Origin of the sequence: Rhizobium sp. GN54 (assembly GCF_021026345.1) — a bacterium.
GTDB lineage: Bacteria > Pseudomonadota > Alphaproteobacteria > Rhizobiales > Rhizobiaceae > Mycoplana.
Map to the genome: position 1 here is coordinate 330,355 of NZ_JAJNCZ010000005.1, position 23,909 is coordinate 354,263.

At 57.5% G+C, this 23,909-nt stretch carries 20 protein-coding genes and 2 pseudogenes; 16 read left to right on the forward strand and 6 right to left on the reverse strand.

Annotated features, from left to right (window positions below):
- Nucleotides 1-228: 228 nt before the first annotated feature.
- Nucleotides 229-1,308 carry a heat-inducible transcriptional repressor HrcA gene (gene hrcA, locus LQK81_RS16440; RefSeq protein WP_230807441.1) on the reverse strand — a complete coding sequence of 360 codons (1,080 nt, stop codon included), beginning with the start codon at nt 1,306-1,308 and terminating at the stop codon, nt 229-231.
- 230 nt (nt 1,309-1,538) lie between these two features.
- Here hrcA and rph point away from each other — a divergent pair, with 230 nt between their 5' ends.
- From rph to hemW, 4 genes are all read left to right on the forward strand, one after another.
- Nucleotides 1,539-2,255: a ribonuclease PH gene (rph, locus tag LQK81_RS16445; RefSeq protein ID WP_230807442.1), complete on the forward strand. Its 717-nt coding sequence runs from the start codon at nt 1,539-1,541 to the stop codon at nt 2,253-2,255.
- An 86-nt stretch (nt 2,256-2,341) separates the two neighbouring features.
- Nucleotides 2,342-2,782 carry a VOC family protein gene (locus LQK81_RS16450; RefSeq protein ID WP_230807443.1) on the forward strand — a complete coding sequence of 147 codons (441 nt, stop codon included), beginning with the start codon at nt 2,342-2,344 and terminating at the stop codon, nt 2,780-2,782.
- Between the two features lie 11 nt (nt 2,783-2,793).
- Nucleotides 2,794-3,438: an RdgB/HAM1 family non-canonical purine NTP pyrophosphatase gene (rdgB, locus tag LQK81_RS16455; protein WP_230807444.1), complete on the forward strand. Its 645-nt coding sequence runs from the start codon at nt 2,794-2,796 to the stop codon at nt 3,436-3,438.
- A gap of 10 nt (nt 3,439-3,448) precedes the next feature.
- Nucleotides 3,449-4,645, forward strand: coding sequence for a radical SAM family heme chaperone HemW (gene hemW / locus LQK81_RS16460; RefSeq protein ID WP_230807445.1), 1,197 nt, complete (start codon nt 3,449-3,451; stop codon nt 4,643-4,645).
- Between the two features lie 39 nt (nt 4,646-4,684).
- Here the strand turns inward: hemW and LQK81_RS16465 are convergent, their stop codons facing one another.
- The 3 genes from LQK81_RS16465 to rpsT form a co-directional block, all read right to left on the reverse strand.
- Entirely contained in the window at nt 4,685-5,158 is a 474-nt protein-coding gene (locus LQK81_RS16465; protein WP_230807446.1) for a VOC family protein, read from the reverse strand.
- A 246-nt stretch (nt 5,159-5,404) separates the two neighbouring features.
- Complete coding sequence (gene dnaA / locus LQK81_RS16470) at nt 5,405-6,952, reverse strand: chromosomal replication initiator protein DnaA (protein ID WP_230807447.1); 1,548 nt, start codon at nt 6,950-6,952, stop codon at nt 5,405-5,407.
- A gap of 873 nt (nt 6,953-7,825) precedes the next feature.
- Nucleotides 7,826-8,092, reverse strand: a complete 267-nt coding sequence (rpsT, locus tag LQK81_RS16475) for a 30S ribosomal protein S20 (protein WP_230807448.1) — start codon at nt 8,090-8,092, stop codon at nt 7,826-7,828.
- A 696-nt stretch (nt 8,093-8,788) separates the two neighbouring features.
- Between rpsT and LQK81_RS16480 the strand changes: the two are divergent.
- The 3 genes and pseudogenes from LQK81_RS16480 to LQK81_RS16490 all read left to right on the forward strand — a co-directional run.
- Nucleotides 8,789-8,890 (forward strand): annotated as a pseudogene (locus tag LQK81_RS16480) (ATP-binding protein); the annotation flags it as partial.
- A gap of 45 nt (nt 8,891-8,935) precedes the next feature.
- Nucleotides 8,936-10,600 carry a recombinase family protein gene (locus LQK81_RS16485; protein WP_230807449.1) on the forward strand — a complete coding sequence of 555 codons (1,665 nt, stop codon included), beginning with the start codon at nt 8,936-8,938 and terminating at the stop codon, nt 10,598-10,600.
- 262 nt (nt 10,601-10,862) lie between these two features.
- Complete coding sequence (locus tag LQK81_RS16490) at nt 10,863-11,078, forward strand: hypothetical protein (protein ID WP_230807450.1); 216 nt, start codon at nt 10,863-10,865, stop codon at nt 11,076-11,078.
- Nucleotides 11,079-11,625: 547 nt separating this feature from the next.
- Here the strand turns inward: LQK81_RS16490 and LQK81_RS16495 are convergent.
- A complete protein-coding gene (locus LQK81_RS16495; protein WP_230807451.1) occupies nt 11,626-12,144 on the reverse strand; it encodes a hypothetical protein in 519 nt (172 codons plus the stop codon).
- Nucleotides 12,145-12,602: 458 nt separating this feature from the next.
- Here LQK81_RS16495 and LQK81_RS16500 point away from each other — a divergent pair, with 458 nt between their 5' ends.
- The 9 genes from LQK81_RS16500 to LQK81_RS16540 all read left to right on the forward strand — a co-directional run bounded on the left by LQK81_RS16500 (nt 12,603) and on the right by LQK81_RS16540 (nt 23,333).
- Nucleotides 12,603-12,875 (forward strand): hypothetical protein, encoded by a 273-nt coding sequence (locus LQK81_RS16500; RefSeq protein ID WP_230807452.1) that lies wholly within the window; start codon nt 12,603-12,605, stop codon nt 12,873-12,875.
- 315 nt (nt 12,876-13,190) lie between these two features.
- On the forward strand, nt 13,191-14,270 hold the full coding sequence (locus LQK81_RS16505) for a tyrosine-type recombinase/integrase (RefSeq protein WP_230807453.1): 1,080 nt from the start codon (nt 13,191-13,193) through the stop codon (nt 14,268-14,270).
- Between the two features lie 108 nt (nt 14,271-14,378).
- Nucleotides 14,379-16,934, forward strand: coding sequence for a tetratricopeptide repeat protein (locus tag LQK81_RS16510; RefSeq protein ID WP_230807454.1), 2,556 nt, complete (start codon nt 14,379-14,381; stop codon nt 16,932-16,934).
- A gap of 428 nt (nt 16,935-17,362) precedes the next feature.
- Nucleotides 17,363-18,025: a thermonuclease family protein gene (locus LQK81_RS16515; RefSeq protein WP_230807455.1), complete on the forward strand. Its 663-nt coding sequence runs from the start codon at nt 17,363-17,365 to the stop codon at nt 18,023-18,025.
- A 76-nt stretch (nt 18,026-18,101) separates the two neighbouring features.
- Nucleotides 18,102-19,553 carry a hypothetical protein gene (locus LQK81_RS16520; RefSeq protein ID WP_230807456.1) on the forward strand — a complete coding sequence of 484 codons (1,452 nt, stop codon included), beginning with the start codon at nt 18,102-18,104 and terminating at the stop codon, nt 19,551-19,553.
- Nucleotides 19,534-20,349: a hypothetical protein gene (locus LQK81_RS16525; RefSeq protein WP_230807457.1), complete on the forward strand. Its 816-nt coding sequence runs from the start codon at nt 19,534-19,536 to the stop codon at nt 20,347-20,349. The genes LQK81_RS16520 and LQK81_RS16525 overlap by 20 nt, the downstream gene beginning before the upstream one ends.
- Nucleotides 20,350-20,462: 113 nt before the next feature.
- Nucleotides 20,463-21,881: a methyl-accepting chemotaxis protein gene (locus LQK81_RS16530; RefSeq protein ID WP_230807458.1), complete on the forward strand. Its 1,419-nt coding sequence runs from the start codon at nt 20,463-20,465 to the stop codon at nt 21,879-21,881.
- Complete coding sequence (locus tag LQK81_RS16535; protein WP_230807459.1) at nt 21,878-22,897, forward strand: hypothetical protein; 1,020 nt, start codon at nt 21,878-21,880, stop codon at nt 22,895-22,897. The genes LQK81_RS16530 and LQK81_RS16535 overlap by 4 nt, the downstream gene beginning before the upstream one ends.
- Before the next feature lie 43 nt (nt 22,898-22,940).
- A complete protein-coding gene (locus LQK81_RS16540; protein WP_230807460.1) occupies nt 22,941-23,333 on the forward strand; it encodes a hypothetical protein in 393 nt (130 codons plus the stop codon).
- Nucleotides 23,334-23,508: 175 nt separating this feature from the next.
- Here the strand turns inward: LQK81_RS16540 and LQK81_RS16545 are convergent.
- Nucleotides 23,509-23,909, reverse strand: a pseudogene (locus tag LQK81_RS16545) (hypothetical protein); the annotation flags it as partial.

Consider the following 23,909-nt stretch of genomic DNA (forward strand, 5'->3'; position numbering starts at 1 on the left):
CGGGATCGATCGCGATGCTCCGGGCCACGCATGGGTTGAACGGACGGAGCAGGCCGGCACACCCTCATGGCGGCGCAGCGCTCCTTCATCTCCCGACTGTCCGCACAGTTCGAACCTGTGCGGACATCAAGAGGGAGTTGAGGCGGATATCGAGCTTCGTGGCGAAAAAATCAAGGCTCTTCGCCGAACTCGGTAAAATCGCCGCCCCTTGCGCGGCACACTCCGGCGTCAACGGGAAAGCTGGGACATCAGTTGCGCGGTGTAATCCACCATCGGCACGATGCGCGAGTAGTTGAGCCGCGTCGGCCCGATCACGCCGACGGCGCCCACGATCCGCTCCTCGCCGTCCCGGTAGGGCGCCACGATCAGCGACGAGCCCGAGAGCGAGAACAGCTTGTTCTCAGAGCCGATGAAGATGCGGACGCCCGGGCCGGTCTCGGCGAGATCCAGGAGTTCGATCAGGCTGTCCTTCTTCTCCAGGTCGTCGAACAGCATCCGCAGCCGGTCCACATCCTCGGCGCCGGCCAACCCCTCCAGCAGATTGGCCCGCCCGCGCACGATCAGCCGGGTCGGGTTCGACGCGTCGTTGCCGCCGGACCACACGGCAAGGCCGCGTTCGACGAGGTCCTGCGACAGTTGGTCCAGTTCCTGGCGGACGGTCTGGCGAAGCCGATCGAGCTTGGTGCGTGCCTCCAGGATGGTATTGCCCGCCAGATGGGCGTTGAGGAAGTTGGCAGCCTCCGTCAGCTGCGAATTGGTGGTGCCGGCCGGAAGGTCGATGATGCGGTTTTCGACCTGGTCGTGTTCGCCGACGAGCACGACCAGCGCCTTGGTCGGCTCCAGCCTGATGAACTCCACATGCTTGAGGACGGAATCACTCTTGGTGGTGATGACGATGCCGGCGCCGCGCGACACGCCCGACAGCATGCTGCTCGCCTCGGTCATCATCGTCTCGACGCTCTGGCCGTGGCCCGGGCGATGGACGTGGCGTTCGATCGAGGCCTTGTCCTCGTCGGAGACACCGCCCACGCGCATGAAGGCATCGACGAAAAAGCGCAGGCCCATCTGCGTCGGCAACCGCCCGGCGCTGACATGCGGCGAATAGATCAGCCCCAGCGCCTCGAGGTCGGCCATCACATTGCGCACGGATGCCGGCGAAAGCGATATCGGCAGGATGCGGGAAAGGTTGCGGGATCCGAGCGGCTCGCCGCGCTCCAGGTAACTCTCGACGATCCGCCGGAAAATCTCGCCCGCCCGCTCGTCAAGCGCCGCATAGATGTCCGTATCCACGGGAGTCCTCAGTACCATGCCGATCATACAAACGTTGTCACCAAGCCCGAATATAGGGGTGCGCCCGGGGCCCGCACAAGGACAATTGCGCTCGCGGCCGGCGGCAATACCCTGAAATCGCGCCGCTCCGGCAGTACCTCTCCCACTGGCCTGACCGAATGACGCATCGGCCGGATCGAAATCGATTTCGATTCTCCGGCCGATGCGCTAGAAGCAGCCGCAGATTTCAAGAGAACACGGAGTACACGATGCGGCCGTCAGGCAGAAAGACCGATCAGATGCGCAAGATTTCCTTCGAGCGCAACTTCTCCAAGCATGCGGAAGGCTCGTGCCTGGTGAAGTTCGGCGACACCCACGTACTCTGCACCGCCAGCCTGGAGGAAAAGACGCCGCCGTGGCTGAGAAACAGCGGCAAGGGCTGGGTCACCGCCGAATACGGCATGCTGCCGCGCGCCACCGGCGAGCGGATGCGGCGCGAGGCGGCCGCCGGCAAGCAGGGTGGCCGCACGCAGGAGATCCAGCGCCTGATCGGCCGGTCGCTCCGCGCCGTCGTCGACCTCACGGCCCTCGGCGAGCGGCAGATCACCATCGACTGCGACGTCATCCAGGCCGACGGCGGTACGCGCACGGCTTCGATCACCGGCGCCTGGATCGCCCTCAACGACTGCCTGAAATGGATGGAAACCCGCAGCATGATCAAGGTCGAGAAGGTCCTGAAGGACCATGTCGCGGCGATCTCCTGCGGCATCTTCGCCGGCCAGTCGGTGATCGACCTCGACTATCTGGAGGATTCCGCCGCCGAGACGGATGCGAACTTCGTCATGACCGGCTCGGGAGGCATCGTCGAGATCCAGGGAACGGCCGAGGGCAAGCCCTTCACCGACGAGGAGTTCGCAAGCCTGATGGCGCTCGCCAAGGCCGGCATCGCCGATCTCGTCGAGATGCAGAAGCAGGCGATCGCCTGAGAGGCGGGGGCTGGCAGCCCCCTTGCCCCGCATCCGCCCTTCGGGCACCTTCTTTCGGCTTACGGGGAGAAGGACAGGAGGAGACGATGGCCGACCTGCAGCATCCTCTCGGTGGCATCCTCGAGACCGCGCTCTATGCCGGGGACCTGGATGCGGCCGAGGCCTTCTACGGCGGGCTGCTGGGGCTGGAGAAGATCACCCGGCACGCGAACCGCCACGTCTTCTACCGCTGCGGCCAGGGCGTGCTTCTGATCTTCAACCCGGAAGAAACGGTGGTGCCCCCGGCTCCGGAGGCATTCCCGGTGCCGGCACACGGAATGACGGGACAAGGCCACGTCTGTTTCCGCGCATCGGCCGCAGCGCTTGATTTCTGGGTGGAAAAGCTCAAAGAAGCGGGGATCGCCATCGAGGCCGATTTCCGCTGGCCGAACGGCGCCCGCTCCATATATTTCCGCGACCCCGCCGGAAACAGCCTCGAATGCGCCGAACCCGGCCTCTGGGGCGTAGACCCCGGGGATACGACCTGACAGGAACAGACATGCGCAAGCTCGATACCCGGACGATCGTCGTCGCCAGCCACAATGCCGGCAAGATCAGCGAGATCCGCGACCTGATCGGCCCGCTCGGCTTCACCGCGAAATCCGCCGCCGACCTGAACTTCGTCGAACCGGACGAGACCGGCACGACATTCGAGGAAAATGCGGCGATCAAGGCGCTGGCCTCGGCCAAGGCTGCGGGGCTTCCCGCGCTCTCCGACGATTCCGGGCTCGTGATCGACGCGCTCGGCGGCGCCCCCGGCGTCTACACCGCCAACTGGGCGGAGAAGGAAGACGGCAGCCGCGACTTCGCCATGGCGATGGGCAAGGTGGAAGAGGCGCTCTCGCAGAAGGGCGCCACGGCACCGGCGGACCGCAGCGCCCGCTTCGTTTCCGTGCTCTGCCTGGCCTGGCCGGACGGACACACCGAAATGTTCCGCGGCGAGATCGAGGGCACGGTCGTCTGGCCGCCGCGCGGCAGCCAGGGCTTCGGCTACGACCCGGTGTTCCAGCCGGAAGGCCACGCGGTGACCTTCGGAGAGATGAGCGCGCAGGAGAAGCATGGCTGGAAGCCCGGCGACGCGGTCGCCCTGTCGCACCGGGCCCGCGCCTTCAAGCGCTTCGTCGAAACCTGCCTGGACGCTTGAAGGCACACCGATGACGGCGGTCACCCCCTTTGCACCGAGGCAGCCGGTCACCGGCGATCCGCTGGATCCCGGCTTCGGCGTCTATGTGCATTGGCCCTTCTGTGCCGCCAAGTGCCCCTATTGCGACTTCAACAGCCATGTCCGCCACCAGCCGGTCGACCAGGATCGTTTCGTCGCTGCCTTCCTGGCGGAGATGGAGACGATGCGGCGGCTGACCGGCCCGCGCACCGTCACCAGCATCTTCATGGGCGGCGGCACGCCGTCGCTGATGCAGCCTTCGACCGTGGACGCGATCCTTTCGGGTATCGGCCGCCACTGGCACCTGCCAGACGGCATCGAGATCACCATGGAGGCGAACCCCTCCAGCGTCGAGGCCGAGCGCTTCCGCGGCTACCGGGCGGCCGGCGTCAACCGGGTCTCTCTCGGCGTGCAGGCGCTCAACGACCGCGACCTGAAGTTCCTCGGGCGGTTGCACGACGTCGACGACGCGCTGAAGGCGATCCGGCTGGCGCGCGAGATTTTCCCGCGCATGTCCTTCGACCTGATCTACGCCCGGCCGAACCAGACGGTCGCCGAGTGGGACGCGGAACTGAAGCAGGCCGTGTCCTATGCCGTCGATCATCTGTCGCTCTACCAGTTGACCATCGAGGAGGGAACGCCCTTCTACGGTCTGCACAAGGCCGGCAAGCTGGTGGTGCCGGATGGCGAGCAGTCGGCGATCCTCTATGAGGCGACGCAGGAGATCACCGCCCGCGAGGGCATGCCCGCCTACGAGGTCTCCAACCACGCCCGGCCGGGCGCGGAGAGCCGGCACAACCTCACCTACTGGCGCTACGGCGACTATGTCGGCATCGGCCCCGGTGCCCATGGCCGTCTGTCTGCGGGCGATGCCAAGATCGCGACCGCGACGGAGCGCCATCCCGAGACCTGGCTCGGCCGGGTCGAGGCGGAAGGGCACGGCATGGTCGACCGGGAGGTTCTGGCCCTTTCCGAACAGGCCGACGAACTGCTCCTGATGGGCCTGCGCCTGACCGAGGGCGTCGACCTCGTGCGCTGGCAGACGCTCGCCGGCCGCGGCCCGGACCCCGACCGCGAGCAGTTCCTGATCGACCACGGCTTCATCGAGCGCCTCGGCAATTCACGCCTGCGCTGCACGCCCGCCGGCATGCTGATCCTCGATGCGGTTGTCGCGGACCTCGCCTGCTGAGCGCCACCCTGCCGCATCTGAGGGAGAAGAGACGGTGCCTCAGCCGCGCCGGGCCGCCTCGATCGCCTTCACGTCGATCTTCTTCATGGTCATCATCGCGTCGAAGGCGCGCTTTGCCTCGGCGCCGCCGATCGCCAGCGCTTCGGTCAGGACGCGCGGGGTGATCTGCCAAGACACGCCCCACCTGTCCTTGCACCAACCGCACTCGCTTTCCCGGCCGCCGTTGCCGACAACGGCGTTCCAGTAGCGGTCGGTTTCTTCCTGGTCATCCGTTGCGATCTGGAACGAGAAGGCTTCGCTCTGCTGGAACGCAGAGCCGCCGTTCAGGCCGATGCAGGGGATGCCGGCAACGGTGAATTCGACGACCAGCACGTCTCCCTCCTGGCCGGAGGGATAATCCCCGGGTGCCCGGATGACGGCGCCCACCGTGCTGTCGGGAAAGGTCTCGGCATAGAAGCGGGCCGCGGCCTCGGCATCCTTGTCGTACCACAGGCAGATCTTGTTCTTCGCCATTGCATCGTCCTTTCGCTCTCGGAGCCCAGCACCCTTGCGAAATATGGGGCAAGTCGCTTCTGTCCAGCCCACGCAGGCGATTTCATCCGGCTGCTCCCCGTGGAGCGACAGTGCCGGCGCGCGCCGAAACAGCCGGATTCGCAATCTTTCTGAGCACCCCTATCCGGCTCAGCAACCGGAAATAAAAAAGAGCCCGGGGCCTCGCGCTCCCGGGCTCAAGGGCCGCACCCCCAGGCGCGAAGGATACTATTCGTTGATCAGCCGCTTGAGCAGTTCGATCTCGTGGCTCAGCTTCGTGTCGGAAGCGATCAGGTCCTCGATCTTGCGGACCGCGTGCAGCACGGTCGTATGATCGCGACCGCCGAAGCGGCGGCCGATCTCCGGGAAGGAACGCGGCGTCAGCGTCTTCGACAGATACATGGCGATCTGGCGCGGCATGACGACGACGCGCGTGCGCCGGCTGGAGACCAGTTCCTGGCGGGAGACGTTGTAGTGCTTGGCCACCACGCGCTGGATGTCCTCGATCCGCACGCGGCGCGGCTCGCCGGCACCGACGAGGTGCGCCAGAAGCTCGTCGACACGCTCGACGGTGAGGTTCGGCTCGAAGGTGCGCCGGAACAGCAACTGGTTGAAGGCACCCTCCAGTTCGCGGCCGCTTGCCGTGATGCTGCGGGCGACGTGGTTGAGAATCTCCGCCGGGATTTCCAGTGAGGCATCCTCCAGGCGGGCCACCTCCAGGCGGCGCTTGAGGATCTCAAGCCGCATCTCGTAGTCCGGCGCCTCCATCTCGATCGCGACGCCGCCCTGCAGGCGGGACCGCACGCGCGGATCAAGGGATTCCAGCTCCCAGGGGGCGCGGTCGGCAGCTACCACCACCTGCTTGGCGGAATCGAGCAGCATGTTGAGCAGATGGCAGAATTCGTTCTGGATCGAATTGCCCTGCAGGAACTGCATGTCGTCGATGACCAGGAGATCGATGTTGCGCAGCGTCTCCTTCAGCGACAGCGCATCGTTGTCGCGGATCGCCGTGGCAAAGCGCCACATGAAGTATTCGGCCGTCAGATAGACGACCCGCGGGCTGCGGGCACTGGCGAGCGCGGCATTGGCGATCGCCTGCAGGAGATGCGTCTTGCCCAGACCGACGCTGGAATGGATGAAGAGCGGATTGAAGCGCACGGCGCTGGCGCCGGCCTCGGCGATCGTCTTTGCCGCGGCGAGCGCCACCCGGTTGGACGAGCCCTCGACAAAGGTATCGAAGGTGTAGCGCGGGTCGAGCGGCGAGCCGAACAGCGGGCCGGGCGCCGACTGGCGCTGCTGCGCCTTTTCCGTGATGCCGGCTGCGGCCTGCGCGACCGTCTGCGGGCCGGCGACACGACGTGCCTGGGAAGCCGGCGCGGCCTCGACGGCCGTCGCAGCCTCCTCGATGCCGGCGCGCACGCCGCGGGTGGCCGTCCGCACCAGGATCTCGATCTTGAGGATCTCCGGCTCTTCCTGCTGGAAAAGCGTCGTGATCAGCTCGAGATAGCGGTTGTTGATCCAGGATTTGAGAAAGGTCGTCGGCACCGAGAGCCGGACGACGGTCTTGGAGTGGGAATGGAGCTTCAGCCGGCCGAACCAGCTGGCGTAGACGTCCTGGCCGACCTGCGCCTTGAGGCGCGCGCTGACCCGTTCGAAGAGAGCGTCATGCCGCGTTTCGGATTTTTCGTCTGGCTTCCCGCTTCCGTCTGCGATTGCCTTCAGTGCGTCGTCCCCGTTCGAATATGCACTGACAGACGTGGCCGTATTTACTTGCATTGTGCCGCCTTTCAAGTTCAGTCGACGCACCGGCATGTCATGCCGGCGCCGCGTGGTCCATCCTCAGCCGCCTCTACCGGAGCCAATCGGCAGCGCGGACTCGGTTTCGCCGGTCACGTCGCCCCACTCCTGAACGCGACCAGCAAACTCGGGCCTGAACGGGCCGGCCGATGGCCACCCGTCTTCCGCCCATCCGGCAGCGCGAAATCCTCGTACAGATCGCGCGACCGTCACTCTCTCACTTCTCCCGTCCACCGACCCCGCCGCCACTGTCCTCGCAGCAGCACCGGGACGAAGCAGACCAACGGCAAATCCCGACCGCTCCGGCGAAACCCTAAACGGGCAGCCGGTCTCCTGCTTCTGGTGTCCGATGAACCGGAGCTATGCACTCCGCACAGGGTTGAAACATCCGGGCACCAGCCATTCACGGCGGTGTTTGGCGTTTCCTATACGCTTGTGTGTGCGCCCCCTGTGGAAGGCATTTAGGCAGGATCAAACGGCAAGATCAATGCCGAATTTTCCGCAAAATTAACGGGCAGCCGTTGACTCCTTTGACGCAATTTGTCTCGGAAACCGGGTTCTTCAGAAGAATCCATTATGAATCAATGGCTTTGTTTCACCGGCCAGCTCAACGAGAGCGCGAAACGAAAAAAATAATAATTCTCTTGACTCTCAGTCCGCCGCAATTGCCCCCACCTCAGGTAGTCCCTTCGCGGTCATCCTCTTATAAATGACTGAATTTTATTGCTTTTTTCTGTCATGCCTCTGACATGAGACAGCCTTGCGCATTAACCATAGCGGCGACAAAAAGGCAAAGAAAAAGCCCGGCGAAAACGCCGGGCTCCATCAAAATTGCATAGCTGCAGATGTAAATCAGGCAGAAAGCGCCTTTACGCGATGTGCGAGTCGCGAAACCTTGCGGGACGCGGTATTGGCGTGGACGACGCCCTTTGTCGCAGCGCGCATCAGTTCCGGCTGTGCGGCCTTCAGCGCAGCCGCTGCTGCAGCGGCGTCACCGGCGGCCAGCGCCTCCTCGACCTTGCGGACGAAGGTGCGGACGCGCGAACGGCGAGCCTTGTTGATCTCAGTGCGGCGAGCGATCTTGCGGGTCGCCTTTTTCGCCGAAGTCGTATTGGCCATGGATGCCTCTCTTCAGAAACCGGACGCGAACTCCACCTTCGCCGTGCCGGGTCACTGCGACCTGTCATCCAAGCAATTCGGGAGTACTATCGGAAAACCTTGGAACTGGCTTTCCAAACTGTGGGCCGGCGTATAGCGGGAATTGGCAGGCCCGTCAACGAGCAAATTGAAGAAATACCGCAGGGAATTCCAGCCCGACCGATTCAGAATACGGGCTTTTGCGCCGCCCGGCCATGGCGCCCGTCGTCCGGGATCGGGTCGGTGCCGCGCCCCGACGGAACTGCTGGCAGTCCTTGGCAGCGCGCGCCCGGAAGATCTTGCCCGTCGCACCCGTCCACGCATCCGGCGGCAACGCCGTTCATTCCCGCCGCCTTTCAAGACGCGGTCCGGTGATGGCTCCCACACGCAGCCAGGAGGCCCAAAGTCACAGGCCGCGGCAAACACGCCGCCCGCATTTGTTCCGCCTCCACAACCGACCACATCCCATGCGGGAACAATTCGCCTCTTTGTTCGATAATTGTTCTTGTTATATTCCATTTCTCATGCAAGGATAGCAACCATGACTTGAGGGAGAGTTGAAAACAACCTTTGCGGCGCGACGGATTCCGGCCCGCGTGCCGCAGCGGTCGCAAGGTGCGGACTTCTCCTACCCTCCGTTTTCGATCGGCATGATGCCGGCCTATCTTGAGGTTTGTCATGGTGGCACGGGTGAGCACGGTGGCGTTTCATGGCATCGACGGCGTTCCCGTCGACGTCCAGGTGATGGTGGCGCCGGGGAAGATCGGCATGCAGATGTTGAGGCGGATTATTCTTTAGTGTATCCGTTCGGTTTCAGGAGCGAGCATGAAACCGAAAGCCTATTCGTATGTACGGATGTCAACCGATATCCAGCTCAAAGGCGACAGCCTGCGGCGTCAGACTGAAGCGTCAGCGAAGTATGCTGAGGCCCACGGCCTTGAGCTTATCCAGGACTTCAAGCTTGAAGATATCGGTGTTTCAGCCTTCCATGGAAGGAATGTCGCTCAGGGCGCTCTCGGCAAGTTTCTCGCATTGGCTGAAGACGGCTCGGTTCCGAAAGGCTCATACCTGCTCGTAGAATCGCTTGATCGGATCAGTCGCCAGAACCCGCAGGCCGCAACGACTCTCTTCCTTCAGATTCTACAAACTGGAATTAATATCGTCACATTGACCGATGGACACGTTTATCGCGCTGGCAGTTCTGATTTCACTGACATTATAGTGTCGGTCGTCATCATGAGCCGCGCCTACGAAGAATCGCGCACTAAGAGTGTTCGCGTCGGCGCTGCGTGGGAGGCGAAAAGGCGAAACCTCCAGGCGAAGAAACTCACGCGTGTCGCTCCGATATGGTTGAAGCTGAACGATAATCGGACGGAATTCGAGTTAGTCTCGGGACGCGTTGATCTGATCAAGAAGATCTTTAACGAGGCGGACGCTGGAAAGGGGTCTTTTCAGATCGCTCGCGGGTTGAACCTTGCTGGCGTGCCGACATTTTCAACGTCGAAAGGTTGGCACGAGTCCTACATCTCAAAGGTGCTTACCAATCGTGCCGTGCTCGGCGAGTTCCAACCTCACAAATACGTCGATGGCCGACGAACACCGTTCGGCGCACCGGTGCCCGATTATTTTCCAGCAATAGTCACGCGCGAACAGTTCGAACGCATTCAGGCGGGCAGAGCAGTGCGTCGGACTAAGGGCTCAGGCCGAAAGGGTGCGAACTTTACCAACCTCTTTTCGGGTGTAGCAGCGTGCGGCTACTGCTTGGGAAGAATGAGGGTCGTAGACAAGGGTTCTGGGCCGAAAGGCGGGGTGTACCTTCGCTGCGAGAACGCCAGAAGGGGCGTTCAATGCTCTTCCGGCAGTTGGCCTCTCGCCCACTTTGAGACCTCCTTTTTGCTTTTTGTCGAAGAACTCGACCTAGCAACGCTCCTTTCCGAAAATTCCCTAGCTGAGAAGCGTCGGTCGTTGGAGGGAAGTATCGCTCTTGCCTCGGCCGAACTAGCCAAGCAGTTGCTGACAAGGGACCGTGCATTTGACCTTCTTGCAGATGCTACAGCTGCGACGGCGTTCGTTCGAGCAAAAATCGATGAGGCAACGCTGGAAATCAATCGGCTCGAGTCCGCGCTCGCTGAAAGCAGGTCGGAGCTTTGGGCGCTGGGCGGGGATCGCGGGAGTTCGATTGAAGAGGTGAAATGCGCTATCGCTGCACTGCGCGCTTCCGATTTTGAAAAAAGTGCGAGCCGAGGCAAGATCACCGATTGGGTTCAACGCAATGTGCGAGAGCTGCTCGTTTACGCTGATGGCCTTGATGAACGAAATTCTCGCGGAGGTGAGATCAGCCCGCGCCAGTTTTCCGTGTTGTTTGAAACCGGCGCATTTCGAACAGTGCAGATATCAGGATCTGATCCGTCGGTGCCAATCTACAGTGTATTCGCTGACGACGATGGCTGGACGCTGGCTGAACAGGGAACGCAATCTCGCTACCTGTGAGGCCGAGGCGGAGTGCCGTGAATGAGCCGAGAGCGTTTCGCCACCTGGTTCGACGCTGAGACAAGGCGGCCAACAAAGAAGTAGCGATAATCACCCTTATCGTTGACATTTGTTGACAACCGCGATGCTGCGGTGCGGTCGCCCTTGTAGCCTGCCTCTGCATATGCCCCAGTTGCGGACATGCCCTTTGCAACCGCTTGGGCGAAGCGCTCATGCCGGGCGTTTTTCAGGACTGGCATGGGTCAACCTTGGGAGTGATGAAGTGAAGGCAATAGTGATCCCCGCAAAGCACCATGCCGAGGCATCCCGTATTTATGCCGAGTTGAACCGCATCACCGACCGCATCAAGGAACTTGCGCAGGCGGCGGAACTCTCTACAGCAGCAATAGCGGGTGCGGGACGCGAGGTCATGGACATGGCGAACAGGCAATCCGAACTCTACAGCCGTCTCGAGGAACTGAGCCGCGACGTCGACTGACCCAAAATAATTCTTTCCACCCGACGGCGACTTCGCATTTCGCGATATGGATTTTCTACAGAGGACAGGATTAGCGAAGAAGTGTCAACGATCGAGGCTGAGTACCACGGCAACGACATAGTAGTGTCATCGAGGGCCCCACTTAGGGGAACGCTCGAGCTTGCGGCAGGCGATTTCGACACGGTCCACGTCCAGCTTGACCGTGAGGCCGCCGAAGACCTCTTGTCTGCGCTTGTTCAATTTCTCTCAAATGGCGAAGGTATTGATGCTCCGGTGACGCATCCAGTGCAGTAGTCAAGCTGTTAGCGAGAAACACGGTTATCGCGAGCGTTGTTGAAAATTCAGTCGCTGCGATGCGGTAGGCCTTGTCGTTTAATGTCGACTATGCCTGAGTTGATCCTTGCGATGGGCCAAACGATGGATGGAAGGAGAAAGACATGAGCGACGACAAGGACGACGACAGGAAGGAGACGACCAGCAGCGGTGAAAAAACGCCGCCGCCGCGCGATTGGGATAGCCGGAAGAGCGAAGATAGAAAGCCTCACCCCTATCGCTGAAAGAGCAAAGGAACCGCCGCGGCTACGGCAGTTATTATGGGTGTTGCCACACCCATCTTCACGGCAATATCGAGAGCCGCGGCAGTCCTTTCATTGAGATCTCTATTCGACTTCTGCCTCTCTTTTAGTTCGTTCAGGTAAGCGTCAGCGACTTCCTGCTGGTCGTTTTCGGAGTGCAGCGCCCACTGCCAGAACTCCGGCCCCCGACCGGGAAGATTTATCGATGATCTGGACATAGCTCTGAAGCAAAACAAGGCTCCGATTGCCAACCAGATCGCGGTAGCCACCATTGACCATCTCGCGAATTCAAGTAGCTCGTCGCGCCTGAAGAAGCTGGCCGCCCCTGTGACACCCGCTGCTATTCCCAAAGTTACATAGAGCCGGAATACGGCCATTGCCTTCTGATCCGTGAAGATTATCAAATTTACAAGAGCCGCCTGTCGCGCTCTGACGTCATCGATAATCAGTTTGAAGTCATCCAGCTTCTTCGGCTTTTGTTCTTCAGTCATAAGAATCCGTCCCCAGCATGGTCCTCGAACCTATCGGCCCGACGGACATAGGTCTCTACCGTACGCGGATCGCGATGCCTGGTCACTTCCATGATGCGGCTGATTGAGGCGCAGTTCTCGGCCGCCGATGGGACAAAGCCGGCACGCAGTGATCCAGAACTGATGGAATTGACGTCTGAACTGCGCTTAGAACACCACATTAGCGAATCCAATATGCATACCGAGAGACAATGGGGCTCAACAACCTGCGGTCATCCTAGACATATCGCCGACAGGGTCTCGACCAAGAGGCCCATTTTCGGTGGGACGTCTAAATAGCGTATCTCAAAATTGCTGCGGTTGTGTTCAAGTGGGGTCTCAAAAGCCCTCTTCCCATCGCGAAACCTGATGCAATATCCGCGTTGTCTCGCCCTCTTAACAAGGGGACCCTTGTCGTCACCGAACAAGGAGAGACAAGCATGGCGAGCAAGGCAAAGAACACCACCGAAACCGTTCCCGCAGACGACACAGTAATTGCAAAGGCAGTCACGGAGGGCCGCGCAATGATCGCCGCAGGCAAGTCGAAGATCGACACAGCACTGGCAATCTATGAAACGCTGGAGGGGATGGCACAGGACGAGATCGTCAAAGCGTTCGTCGATGGAGCAACGCTGACGGAAAAGGGTGCGCTGACGTACTGGTACAACTGCCGTCGACGCCTCACCAAGGAACGTCGGAGAGCTTCGAAGTAACGCGGATGTCACGTCTTGCCTGTTCGGCCGGAGTCCCGCCGGATAGGTGAGTTACAGTTCCTTATAAAAATTCGTCATTTCACCTATCCGCGGTCCTCGGGAACTTGTTGAGCCCTGAACGGATAGGTGTCTTGTAGTTTGTTATATATTTTCTTCATTTCACCTATCTGCCTCCTGCAACTGAACCATCCATGTTAGCCGCAGGCTGTCCTGGACCTTGTCCAGGACGAACACTCCCCGGAAGTTATACATCCGTAAAACAATCATGTTGTCTCTCGAGGGCATCGGGTGGAAGCCTCGCCGAAAGAGATTCCTATGTCACTGGTAAAACGAGAGAATTCGAAGTTCTGGTACGTGCAGTTCCAGATCGACCACCGAACGATCATCCGATCGACGCGCACCACCGATCGCAAGGCAGCCGAACAGGTTGCAGTGAAAATCCGAGCAGAAGTCCATGCGGAAATTATCCTCGGCAAGAAGGAACAGATCACGTTGGAGACCGCACTTCGACGGTTCGCGAACACCAAGACTGGGACGGCGAACTATCGAAATCTGGTCAGCCAGATGCGGATCATCCTGGCGGCAATCGACTGCTCGGTGCTGCTGGTCAAAGTGACTTCGGAAACGCTGGAACAGTTCCGGCAGGCTCGACTATCGCAGGGATGCGGACCTCAGACGATCAAACATGGTCTCAATTTCCTAATGGGCGCGATCCGACTGGCTCGGAAGGACGGCTTCGATTGCCAGCAGGTCGAACCTCCTTCGGTTCGCATTGGCAATTCCAGGGTGCGCTATCTCAATGTCGAGGAAGAGCGGCGATTGCTTCGCGAGCTCGATCCGTCGCGCGAGACTAACGGTTTGTCACCGGAGCCTGAGCGTCGAGCTGACCGCCAGAAATGGATGCAGGACAATTTCGACCTGGTTCTGATGCTGATCGATACCGGGGCTCGATACAGTGAGATCGCGAACATCCGCTGGAAGGACATCGACCTTGAAACCGGGACGATCCGCCTCTGGCGCTCAAAGGTGCAAAACGAGAGCGTGATCTTCATGACCGATCGCGTCGTTTCGATCCTTCAACGTCGCTTGTCCGAGCGTGATGGTGAGACGGTCTTCACGAACAAGGCCGGTGATGCGAGGGGATACTCGGCAATCGCGATCCGCAAGGCGTTTCGGCGTGCTGGTCTCCACGACTGCACAATTCATACGCTGCGCCATACACACGCAACTCGGCTGGTCCAAAACGGGTTGACGATCCAGGAGGTCAAGTCAGTTCTCGGCCACACTGATATCCGCACGACGATGCGCTACGCTCACCTCGAACAGGCAACTGTGACGCGCAAGGCAAGGGACATTTTCAATGCCCTGAACAGGTCGATTGTCATTGGCGGCTAATTATGAATGGCAACAAGTTGTGTATTCCACGGTAAGGTATCGGATCCTCCACTCCGCAGAATCAATGTCCTAGCGTAGGCTTGCATTGGCCAGTGGGGGAATATTGATTTGTCTAGCTATCAACGCGTTGCTCTCTTCATTTTCTTCGACGCTATTGAGAAAGACCTAGTGTCGCATGTTCGCTCAGTCTCCAGCATTGTCGGCGATGGTTTCCTAACAGCGCAAGAACGCGAAAAAGCGTCCCTTCGGGCTGACCGATCGGAGGAGCCTAGTACGTCGCCACGAGATGATTTTGACCTATTGTATCAACTTGATCTCGGGGACAAGTTGGCGATTGTTCAGAGGCTGAAGCCACATTTCGACCAGGGACTGCGAAAGCATCTTTCATCGAAAGCAAGCTCCCTACAAGCATCTGTTCCAGTAAGAAACTCGGTAATGCATGGCCGTCCCTTGACCGTGGCGGAACATGCTACTGCATTTGCGTTGGCAAGCGACCTCGTGCGGAGCAATGGGTTTTGGCCGATCCTGCATAAGGCGCTTTCCGCATATAACAGCGACCCTGAGGCCATAACTCGAAAATCTATAACGTTCCTCGAAGATCCAAGTGATGGGCTGATATTCCATAATCTGCCATTGCCGGACTATGACGACACCGGCTTTGTTCCGCGGCCACAGTTGGAGCAGGAACTTAAAAAGAAAATACTAAGCCGACATCCTGTTGTTACCGTCTTGGGTGACGGCGGCAATGGAAAGACGGCGCTGACATTGCAAGCTCTATACAGCCTGATTAACTCGGGTGAGCATGACTTCGATGCTGTTGTCTGGGTGTCGGCCAAATCCTCGAAGCTTACCGTGGGCGAAATTCAACGAATTGAGCACGCAATAACGACGTCGATGGGGCTCTTCGAAGAAGTCGTTGGTGTTTTCGAGAATACCACGGCGGATGCCATTTCAAGAGTTCGGCAGCTATTGGAAAACAACAAGATACTTCTAGCAATAGATAATCTTGAGACCGTACTTGATGACACTATCCGTGATTTTGTTTCGGATATTCCGGGGCAAAGTAAGGTTGTGCTCACTTCTAGGATACCAGTTGGTGGCGATCTTACTGTAAACGTCACTCCTCTCTCAGATAATGAAGGTGAGATTTATTTACGTGCATTGATAAAGTCATACAGCATAAAGGCGCTTGCGGGATTGAAACCAGAGGAGCTGCGGTATTACGCAAATCGCTTGGAAAGGCGTCCCCTTCTATTGAAATGGTTTTGTATGGGTGTTCTATCTGGTTTGCCGGCAAGTAAAATTGTAAGTAATCCAGAAATAGCACTTCGATTCTGTTTGGAAAATGTATTTGATTCGCTGACCGATGATGCGAGTAATGCACTTTCTCTAATGGCAATCTTGCCAAGAGCCGTATCAATGGGTGTACTTCACCATGTTTCGGCTGTGGACATTCGTAGACTGGAAGCTGGCGTTGCCGAGTTGTTGAAGTTTTCAATTCTCGAAACCGAGAATCAAAGTGGTTATGAGCTCAACTATCGAATAAAGCCGTTTGCGCGTGCTTACATCGCGCGCATCTTGCGTTTGACCGCTGAGGCTCAGGAAGCTGTCATCAGGAAATTTCGTAACCTAAGCTTCGCCTATCAGGCAGAGCGAGCCGCCGAAGGTAGAGAAAAGTATAACCAAAGGAACTTTATCGTCAGATCAATATCAGAGGCTATCGCTACGCAGAGACTTCGGACGGCCACAAAATTGGCATATGGAGATGATTTTCAATCTGCTAAAGAAATTATTGATGCACTAAAGATATCGAACTACGACTACTTTGAAGTTCTTCGAGCCGAAGCATTCATTTGTTATCGACAACACGATTTCTCGGGTGCTTCCGAGGCATACCAGTCAGCGATAGAATTGTCCCCAGACACTCCCCAGCTTTATTTTTTCTATGGTGGTTTTCTCCTCAGGGCATATGGTGATTGCCCGGGTGCTATTGCGCAATTAACAAAGGCCCTTGAGTTGGATCCCGAGTCGATTGACGTTAAGCGAGAGCTAGCTCGGGCAAAAATGTACCATTTTGATTTTGAGGGAGCCTCAAAAATTCTTTCTAGTGAAATGCTTCAACCGCTTTCGAATATGCGCACTCAACTCATTTTTGCGGATCTCCAGACTCAGAATTTCCATCGAATGATACTTCACAAAAATACTGTTGGGATTGATGCTGACCTAGAGGAACCCTGTGCGAGGTTCGCTGATTTCCTCGGCAAAGTAGATGCGCGTATCATTGATACTAAAATGTTGGAGCATCTACGCAAGGCGCGTGCTGCCATTATTCCGATACTTCAAATAAGGGGAGTTTCGTCCGGTGCGGGTCTTCTCTTGTGTCTGGACCGGTTGATTGGGCAATTGGAAGAGACCTCAAGCACTACGACCCCGGACGATGGGCTATCGCAGAACGCCTTGTTGGGCACATTGAAGGAGAAGGGTAGAAAGCCAACGTTTGGTTTTTTAGTCGATGCATCAATGCGCGAATATTTCATCGCGAAAGATACGGTACAAAGTGGGATATGGGAAAGTCTTCAACAGGGCCGTGCGGTTACGTTCGACGCGGAGCTTGACGCTATGGGGCGTCCGCGCGCAACAAATGTGCGCCTGCTGCAGGGGTAAGCCACAGCGTCTTGGACGCTATACGGAAAATGCAAAATGCGAGCTTTGTCACGTTGCGCGTTGTAGTGCCCAGGGGCCAACAGCTATCTCAAGGTGCCCTGTAAGCTTCTGAAGCTTATGGTCTAGCGGCAGGCTCCTCTGGGAGTCCGGTGGTCTTGGTTGGTCAGTTCCTGACCTGGGGCGATTTCCGGATTGGATTGATATTAAGCAGCTCTGGTTTCCCGACTCTTTTCGTTGGGCGAGCTGATCTAAGATTTTTGTGGGATTGCTGCTCGCCCCTGCAGTTGCTGCACGTTCGGTTCTTCAAAATCGGCCGAACTCTAGCATCAGAGGGAGGAGTTATCCGGGGTCAAAGAATTCGAGACGTTTAGATTATTGAGATTGCACGCAAGTTGCACTAGCGTCTGAGTGGGGACTCGGGGGCAATCTTGAAAATTCATGCAATATTTCTTGCTTTCGTAATGTTGATGCCGACTCTTGCGAGCGCAGAGTCGTCCGTTCACATCGTTGATGGCGACACCCTTGACATAGACGGTGTGAGATACCGCCTGCACGGCATCGACGCTCCGGAGGCTGGTCAGGCTTGTGCCGGAAGCGATGGCAGTAACTGGGCCTGCGGTCAGGAGGCTATCCGACAAATCGAAGAGTTGACTTACGGCAAAACGGTTCAGTGCGACGCCCGCGGGCAGGACGCTTATGGACGCACATTATCGGTGTGTACGGCTGATGGCGTCGAGGTCAATGCTCGAATGGTCGAGACAGGCATGGCCTGGGCCTTCCGAAAGTATTCCGTCGATTATGCTAATCTTGAGGAAACCGCAAAGCAGCAGGGCATCGGCATTTGGCAGGCTCCGACTGAGGCTGCTTGGGATTTTCGCGCTCACAAGTGGGATGCTTCTTTGACTGATGTCCCTGACGGCAAGTGCCCCATCAAAGGTAATATCAACCGTAAGAACGAGCGAATCTATCACGTTCCGTGGTCGAGAGACTATGGCAAGACCAAAATCAACGTTAGCAATGGCGAGAGATGGTTTTGCTCCGAAGAGGAGGCCCTCTCTGCGGGGTGGCGTGCCCCGCTTTGGGGAAAGTGAGAGCCCCATCACATCCAGAGATCGATGAACGTCGATCATTTTTCCATCCGCGACAGACCCGGTTTGTTAGAACGCTATGACTAAACGCTTTGAAGCATTGAACCGTCTCATCGAAAGTGTTCGTGAATCGAGCCACGACTTTCGAATTACGACCGACCCGTTTCCGCCCTTGGACTCTGAAAAGCTCGCGAAAACGATGGAGCTTGCCAAGAAGGGTGCGGATAATGGGACGGACAACAAGCCCGTCCCCACGTCGAAGGCCCTCGACGATGTTGAGGTAGCTATCGTCACGAAAGTGGAGACCGAGCGCGATGACTCGTACCAAGTGCTCGAAGATCAGCTCCACACCTATGCCACGAGGATGCGAAATCTCGACTTCGACGGGCATTTCGGGCGTATCCGCCAGGCAAATATCTCTAGCTTGACCGACTTCAAGGCCGACGTCGCTGGCGGTCGTGACGAGCTCTATGGCCTGCGCCGCAGCCTCAGGGAAGCCGATGAGGAACTTGCGGACTTCAAGAAGGACAACGGCCTCAAGCGCGTTGCTCAGACAAAGAGCCAGTTCGCGACGATGCTGAAATGGCTCGTGATCGTGGCACTTTTGCTTGGCGAGACGATCGTCAACGGGATCTATCTAGCCAAGGGAAGCGATCAGGGCCTTGTGGGCGGTGTCGGTATCGCATTCGGTTTCGCCTTTGCCAACGTGATTGGCACCACCGTCTTGGCGTGGAAGCTTGTGCCATATGTAGTTCACCGTTCATTCTTCAAGAAGATGGGCGGCCTGATTGGCATCTTGCTTTGGCTCTGCTTGGCTATCGGGCTGAACCTGGCCATGGCTCACTACCGTGAAGCTTCGGCGACTACAGCCACAGAAATCGGAGCAGCGGTGATGACCCGGTTGCGCACCGACCCGTTATTCCTGCGTGATATCGACTCGTGGATACTGTTCGGAACCGGCTTTATCGCCTCTGCCGTCGCTCTCTTCGATGTTTTGAGCATCCGTGACATTTATCCCGGCTACGGTGGCGTTCATACGCGTTATGTGGCAGCCCGTGACAACTACGTGCACCATAAACTCGAACTGATAGACAACCTGAAAGACATCCGCGACGAACACAATGAGAAGGTCGATGCGATCATCCGGGATCTGACGATCCGACGTCGCGAGTGTGCTTCCATCATTGAAAATCGTGCCCGCATCGTCCGCCTCTTCAACGACCAGCAAGATCGGCTCGAGGAAGTCTCGCGGAAGCTGCTCACTATTTACAGGGAGGCGAACAGGCAGACGAGGACGAAGCCTGAACCCAAGTACTTTGCGATGCAGTACAAGTTGGAAAGACGGCAGCCGGTCATCGAAACCGGTGACGACTGGAATGACAAAGACCTCGCCGCACGCATCAAGACAGCGGAAGAGGATTTGGCCGAGCAGATGCGACAGATCGGCCATGAATTCGAAAGCGCGGTGACGGCCTATCATCAACTCGACAATCTATTCCCGGAGATGACGAATGGCCAGACGCAGGCGTAAGAAGAAAAGCGATGCCTCCGTTGGAGGGATCATCGCGGTTATCGGCCTTGTGGCGTTTATCCTGATCAGCGTCGGAGGGTTTCTTGTCCTCAGGCATAAGGCCATACTGAATGCGTCTCTCGATGCCGATCTTTGTCCGACAGATGGCCCCACCTCTGTGACGGCCGTGCTTCTGGACATCACCGATCCGATTTCGGAGATCACCAAGGTTGATCTCAAGCGTCAGTTTCAGAAGGCTGTGGCCGACGTGGAGAAGGGCGGACTGATCGAGGTCTACGCGCTTACGGACTCTGAGGGTGAGCTGCAACGTACCTACAGGGGATGCAATCCCGGTGACGGCGATGGTGCGGATGAACTCACTTCAAATCCGAAGCGGATCCAGGAACGATGGGAAAAAGCCTTCAACAAGCCATTGAAGGACATCGAAGACCAGATGGGTGAAGGCAAAGAAGGCAAACAATCGCCAATCATGGCCGGGGTGCAGAGGATCGTAATCGAGAGCTTCTCGGATCGAAAGATGGAAGGCAAGCCAAAGACTCTATTCGTCGCTTCCGACATGATCGAACACACGGGATCGTTCTCCATTTACAAGTCCGGCCCAAACTACCAGCGGTATGAGAAGAGCACTGCGAGAGACAAGTTCAGAACACCGCTGGACGGCATCGGGGTCAAGATACTCGCGTTTCAAAGAGAGAATTCCGCTGAGCTTGGCGATCTTCCCGATTTCTGGCTTGCATGGGTGCGTTCCAACAGTGGCGATTGGATCGGCTACGAACGATTGGCAGGAGTGAAGTGATGCCGACTGGTCTGGACATCAGGCATTTCGTCCGTAGGAACGGACCTATCGTGCTTTTCGCGATAATGACCTTCATTGGGTCCTTCATCATATGGTTCGGGAAACTCTATGGAGTGGACACCGTCACGATAACGGTCATTCCGTTGGCGATGATGGCTATCTACTTCCTCATCTCGTTCTTCGCAGCCGGCCTGAGCCTTCATAACGAGCAGGCTGGCGACAACCTCTACTACATGGGGTTCCTGTTCACACTGACCAGCCTCGGTGTTTCGCTCTATCAGTTCACAGGGCAAGCCTCGATCGAGGACGTCGTTCGGAACTTTGGCGTGGCCATCTCGTCGACCATCGCCGGTATCTCCCTCCGGATCCTTTTCAATCAGATGCGTCGTGACCCGGTCGATATTGAACGGGCGGTTCGGCATGACCTCGCCGAGATGACCCGCCGAGTACGAACTGAGCTCGATACGTCCGCGATGGAATTTTCCAGTTATCGGCGTACGAGCCACCAGATGCTGCTTGAGGGCTTCGAGGAGATAGCTCGGCAGGCTGAGAAGAGTGGAGAAGCTGTTCGCGCGTCCATTGAAGCAATGTCTCTTCAAGCTACCAAGACGATCCAAGAAGCGTCGGCACGACTTACATCAACGTTGGATAGCACCCAAGAACAAATCATCGCCTATGCAGCGAGCAATGCCCTGACGATCTCTGAAATGAGCGACAAGCTCAACGCTTCCGTTGGGAAGATCGAAGAACGTACCCACAAATTGGCTGATGCCGTCGACGGCGTGATCGAGAAGTTCAAGGCATCCAGATCGCCCGACGAAATCCTCAAGATTGAGTTCACTCCGGTTATTGAAGGGCTGCAGACCATCGTCACGGAGCACAGCAAGGCCATAGACGAGAATGCTATGTCGACCCGCGAGACGGTCAAGAAAGTGCTGTCCGCAATCGCACCGTTCAAGCAGACCAACGCGACACTCGCCGCCTTGGCAGTGAAGTTGGATGGTACGAATGCTGCATCGGAGCACACGACCCAGGCCATCGGCTCCATGCTTGATCGATTGAGTGCAATTGCTGTTGCAACAGGGAGCACAAACGAAAGCATGGTGGCGCTGACCACACGCATTCAAGAGACCGTTCCTGCCACGAATGCAGCGACGGAAGCACACCTCAAGAACGCTGACAAGCTGTCCGATCTGATCTCCGCCGTAAAGACGAACACGAGCAATCTGAAAGTGATGACAGTGAAGCTATCGTCGGCTTCGGGCACGGTGGACGATCATTCAAAACGAATGGAAGACCTGATAGGTGTGGTGGAACGGTCTGCGGAGACCGCGAGTAAGACCGCGAGCGCCGTAGATGCGATGAGCGTTCGTCTTGCTCAAGAACGCCCCGAAATCCTGCTTGGAGCCTTGAACTCGACGTCCCCAGCGATGCCATCCGGTGTGGTAACAAACGGCGAAAGCGTTGACGCGGCTCAACTTTCCTCAGGTGAAGATGACAAGCCCAAGAAGAGTAGCTGGTTTACGCGATGAGCAACTCCGAAACGACAACCAAGGTCGAACACAAAGGCTATAATCGAGGTCTCATTCTTGGGTTCACCATGGCGGAGTCCATGCTGCTCTTGGTGTTCTGCCTTCTGCTCGTGACCGGAGCCATCATTGCAAACGAGAGATTGAAAGCAACCAACGCTCTTAAGGAGGTTGACCGGCTACAAAGCGATCTGGCGGATAAGAAGAAGGATATTGAGGTCCTTGAGACGAAACTCACGGCCCTCGCTGGCCAAGTTTCCCTCATCGACAAACGCAAACTCGAAGAAGACTGGCGCGAACTGGTTGAAGCCCGAGACGTCGTCAGGGAGTTGAAGCGTCTTCTCGATGTGCCTGATCCAGAAAAGCTACAAGAGAAGATCGACGCCTTGCTTGCTGCGGAAAAAAGCCTTCAGGATCAGGCGAAGCTGGAGGCAGCTCTTAAGGAGGCCATGGATCGAAACAATGATCTCGAACGTCTGCTCGCCGACACAGAAAGCGCACTGGCCGATGCTCAGCAAACTTCCAAGCCGCACGAATGGCCGCCAATTATCAGCCTAAGCGAGGCAAGCGGATACTTCTTCAGGTCAGGAAGCGCGGAACTGACCGAAAAGTTTACAGCCGACCTCAACGGCTCGATATCGACACAGATCGCAGACAACCTAAAACGTTACGGCGTCGATATCGTCGAGGTGATCGGCCACACTGACGAACAGCCGCTGTCGCGCCTTTCCTCGAACATGGACAAGCTCGCCATCGACGTTCTCTCCTCAAAGAAACCGGTGACGGATATGGTGCCAGCGGACAACGCTGGTCTCGGACTTGCCAGAGCGATGTCAGTAGCAAATATCCTCCGCAGCAACAACGCTTTGGGGGGAGTGACTATCCTGCCGCTGTCTGCAGCGCAGCTCGTGATGCCAGGCGATAAACTGACAACCGGACAGGCAGGTAACGTAGAAAACCGACGGCGGATCGAGATCAGAATTAGAAGAAAGGATAACGCCGCATCATTCGCCGAATAGGCTGATGCACGTCCGGAGTGCTAGATACCAAGGAAATAATCTCGTGCTACTCACTAGGGAAATCGCTGTTCGCATAATCGACGCGCTTGCAATCGCGATAGACGGAAAATCCGCGTCAGCTAAGACCTTTAACTGCAAGCCTGCCGACGTCGCTAAGTTCGACAACTGGCAGGATGCCCTTTACTCGACATCACAGGATACGCCTCGAACGAGAGCGTTGGTGTTAGCATATGCGTTGCTGTCAGGTGGCAAGCTTGCAAAGGGAGGGTTTCAGATCGATGGCCATTGGTTCCACCCGGATATCTGGGTGGTGAAGACGATGCTCAACAAAGGCTATATGATTGAGAACGCTGATGGATCACATTTTGAACTGACTGAAAGCGGCTGGTCCTTGATCGCTGATACAATCGAGGGGTTGGCTCAGTCTCGAGGGTAGTTGCCGGGCGTTTTGGTTGCGATACACGGGGCGAGGCAGATGTACCGATCTTTCAATCTTTAATCCGGTGCGGGATTTGCACCGTTGCAGGAAGAAAGCACCCTGATAAGGCAACTCAGGTGCGCTTGGGTTGCTCGGGGATAAACTTGTGTGCCACGTTGCACCTACGCCGAGACTACTCGCAGCGCGCCCACTCAGATGCGGCATTGGATTCGCCCTGATAACAATATCCAAGCGCCTCTAAGCTTTCGGAAACCTCGTCCCGCTTGTCGCACTGTTTCAGCGTCTGCGGATCGTCGCCACTGCCACCACGGCAATTCTCGTTTAGCCCAGTCCACTGCTCGATCAGGTCCGGGACAGATGCATTCGATGACTGTGGGGAGGCGTCTCGGGAGCAGTAAAGATGGTCGTCGCCGTTGATCCGGATATTTCCGTTCGGCAAGGTGTCCAGCATGTGTTTCGGCATGGAATAAGGACCCCGCACATGGGGTGATCGGCGTCCAAACGGGACCCCCATCTGCGATGGGGTTACAACAGCCTCCGGTTTCATCGGAGGCTTTTTATTTGGATGCTTGT

Coding starts and splice junctions, on each gene's coding strand:
- rpsT (WP_230807448.1), bottom strand. CDS start 8,092: ATGGCCAATACGACTTCGGCGAAAAAGGCGACCCGCAAGATCGCTCGC.
- dnaA (WP_230807447.1), bottom strand. CDS start 6,952: ATGCAAGTAAATACGGCCACGTCTGTCAGTGCATATTCGAACGGGGAC.
- LQK81_RS16525 (WP_230807457.1), top strand. CDS start 19,534: ATGGCCAGACGCAGGCGTAAGAAGAAAAGCGATGCCTCCGTTGGAGGG.
- hrcA (WP_230807441.1), bottom strand. CDS start 1,308: ATGGTACTGAGGACTCCCGTGGATACGGACATCTATGCGGCGCTTGAC.
- LQK81_RS16465 (WP_230807446.1), bottom strand. CDS start 5,158: ATGGCGAAGAACAAGATCTGCCTGTGGTACGACAAGGATGCCGAGGCC.
- LQK81_RS16520 (WP_230807456.1), top strand. CDS start 18,102: ATGACTAAACGCTTTGAAGCATTGAACCGTCTCATCGAAAGTGTTCGT.
- rdgB (WP_230807444.1), top strand. CDS start 2,794: ATGCGCAAGCTCGATACCCGGACGATCGTCGTCGCCAGCCACAATGCC.
- LQK81_RS16535 (WP_230807459.1), top strand. CDS start 21,878: ATGAGCAACTCCGAAACGACAACCAAGGTCGAACACAAAGGCTATAAT.
- LQK81_RS16495 (WP_230807451.1), bottom strand. CDS start 12,144: ATGACTGAAGAACAAAAGCCGAAGAAGCTGGATGACTTCAAACTGATT.
- LQK81_RS16500 (WP_230807452.1), top strand. CDS start 12,603: ATGGCGAGCAAGGCAAAGAACACCACCGAAACCGTTCCCGCAGACGAC.
- LQK81_RS16450 (WP_230807443.1), top strand. CDS start 2,342: ATGGCCGACCTGCAGCATCCTCTCGGTGGCATCCTCGAGACCGCGCTC.
- hemW (WP_230807445.1), top strand. CDS start 3,449: ATGACGGCGGTCACCCCCTTTGCACCGAGGCAGCCGGTCACCGGCGAT.
- LQK81_RS16505 (WP_230807453.1), top strand. CDS start 13,191: ATGTCACTGGTAAAACGAGAGAATTCGAAGTTCTGGTACGTGCAGTTC.
- rph (WP_230807442.1), top strand. CDS start 1,539: ATGCGGCCGTCAGGCAGAAAGACCGATCAGATGCGCAAGATTTCCTTC.
- LQK81_RS16485 (WP_230807449.1), top strand. CDS start 8,936: ATGAAACCGAAAGCCTATTCGTATGTACGGATGTCAACCGATATCCAG.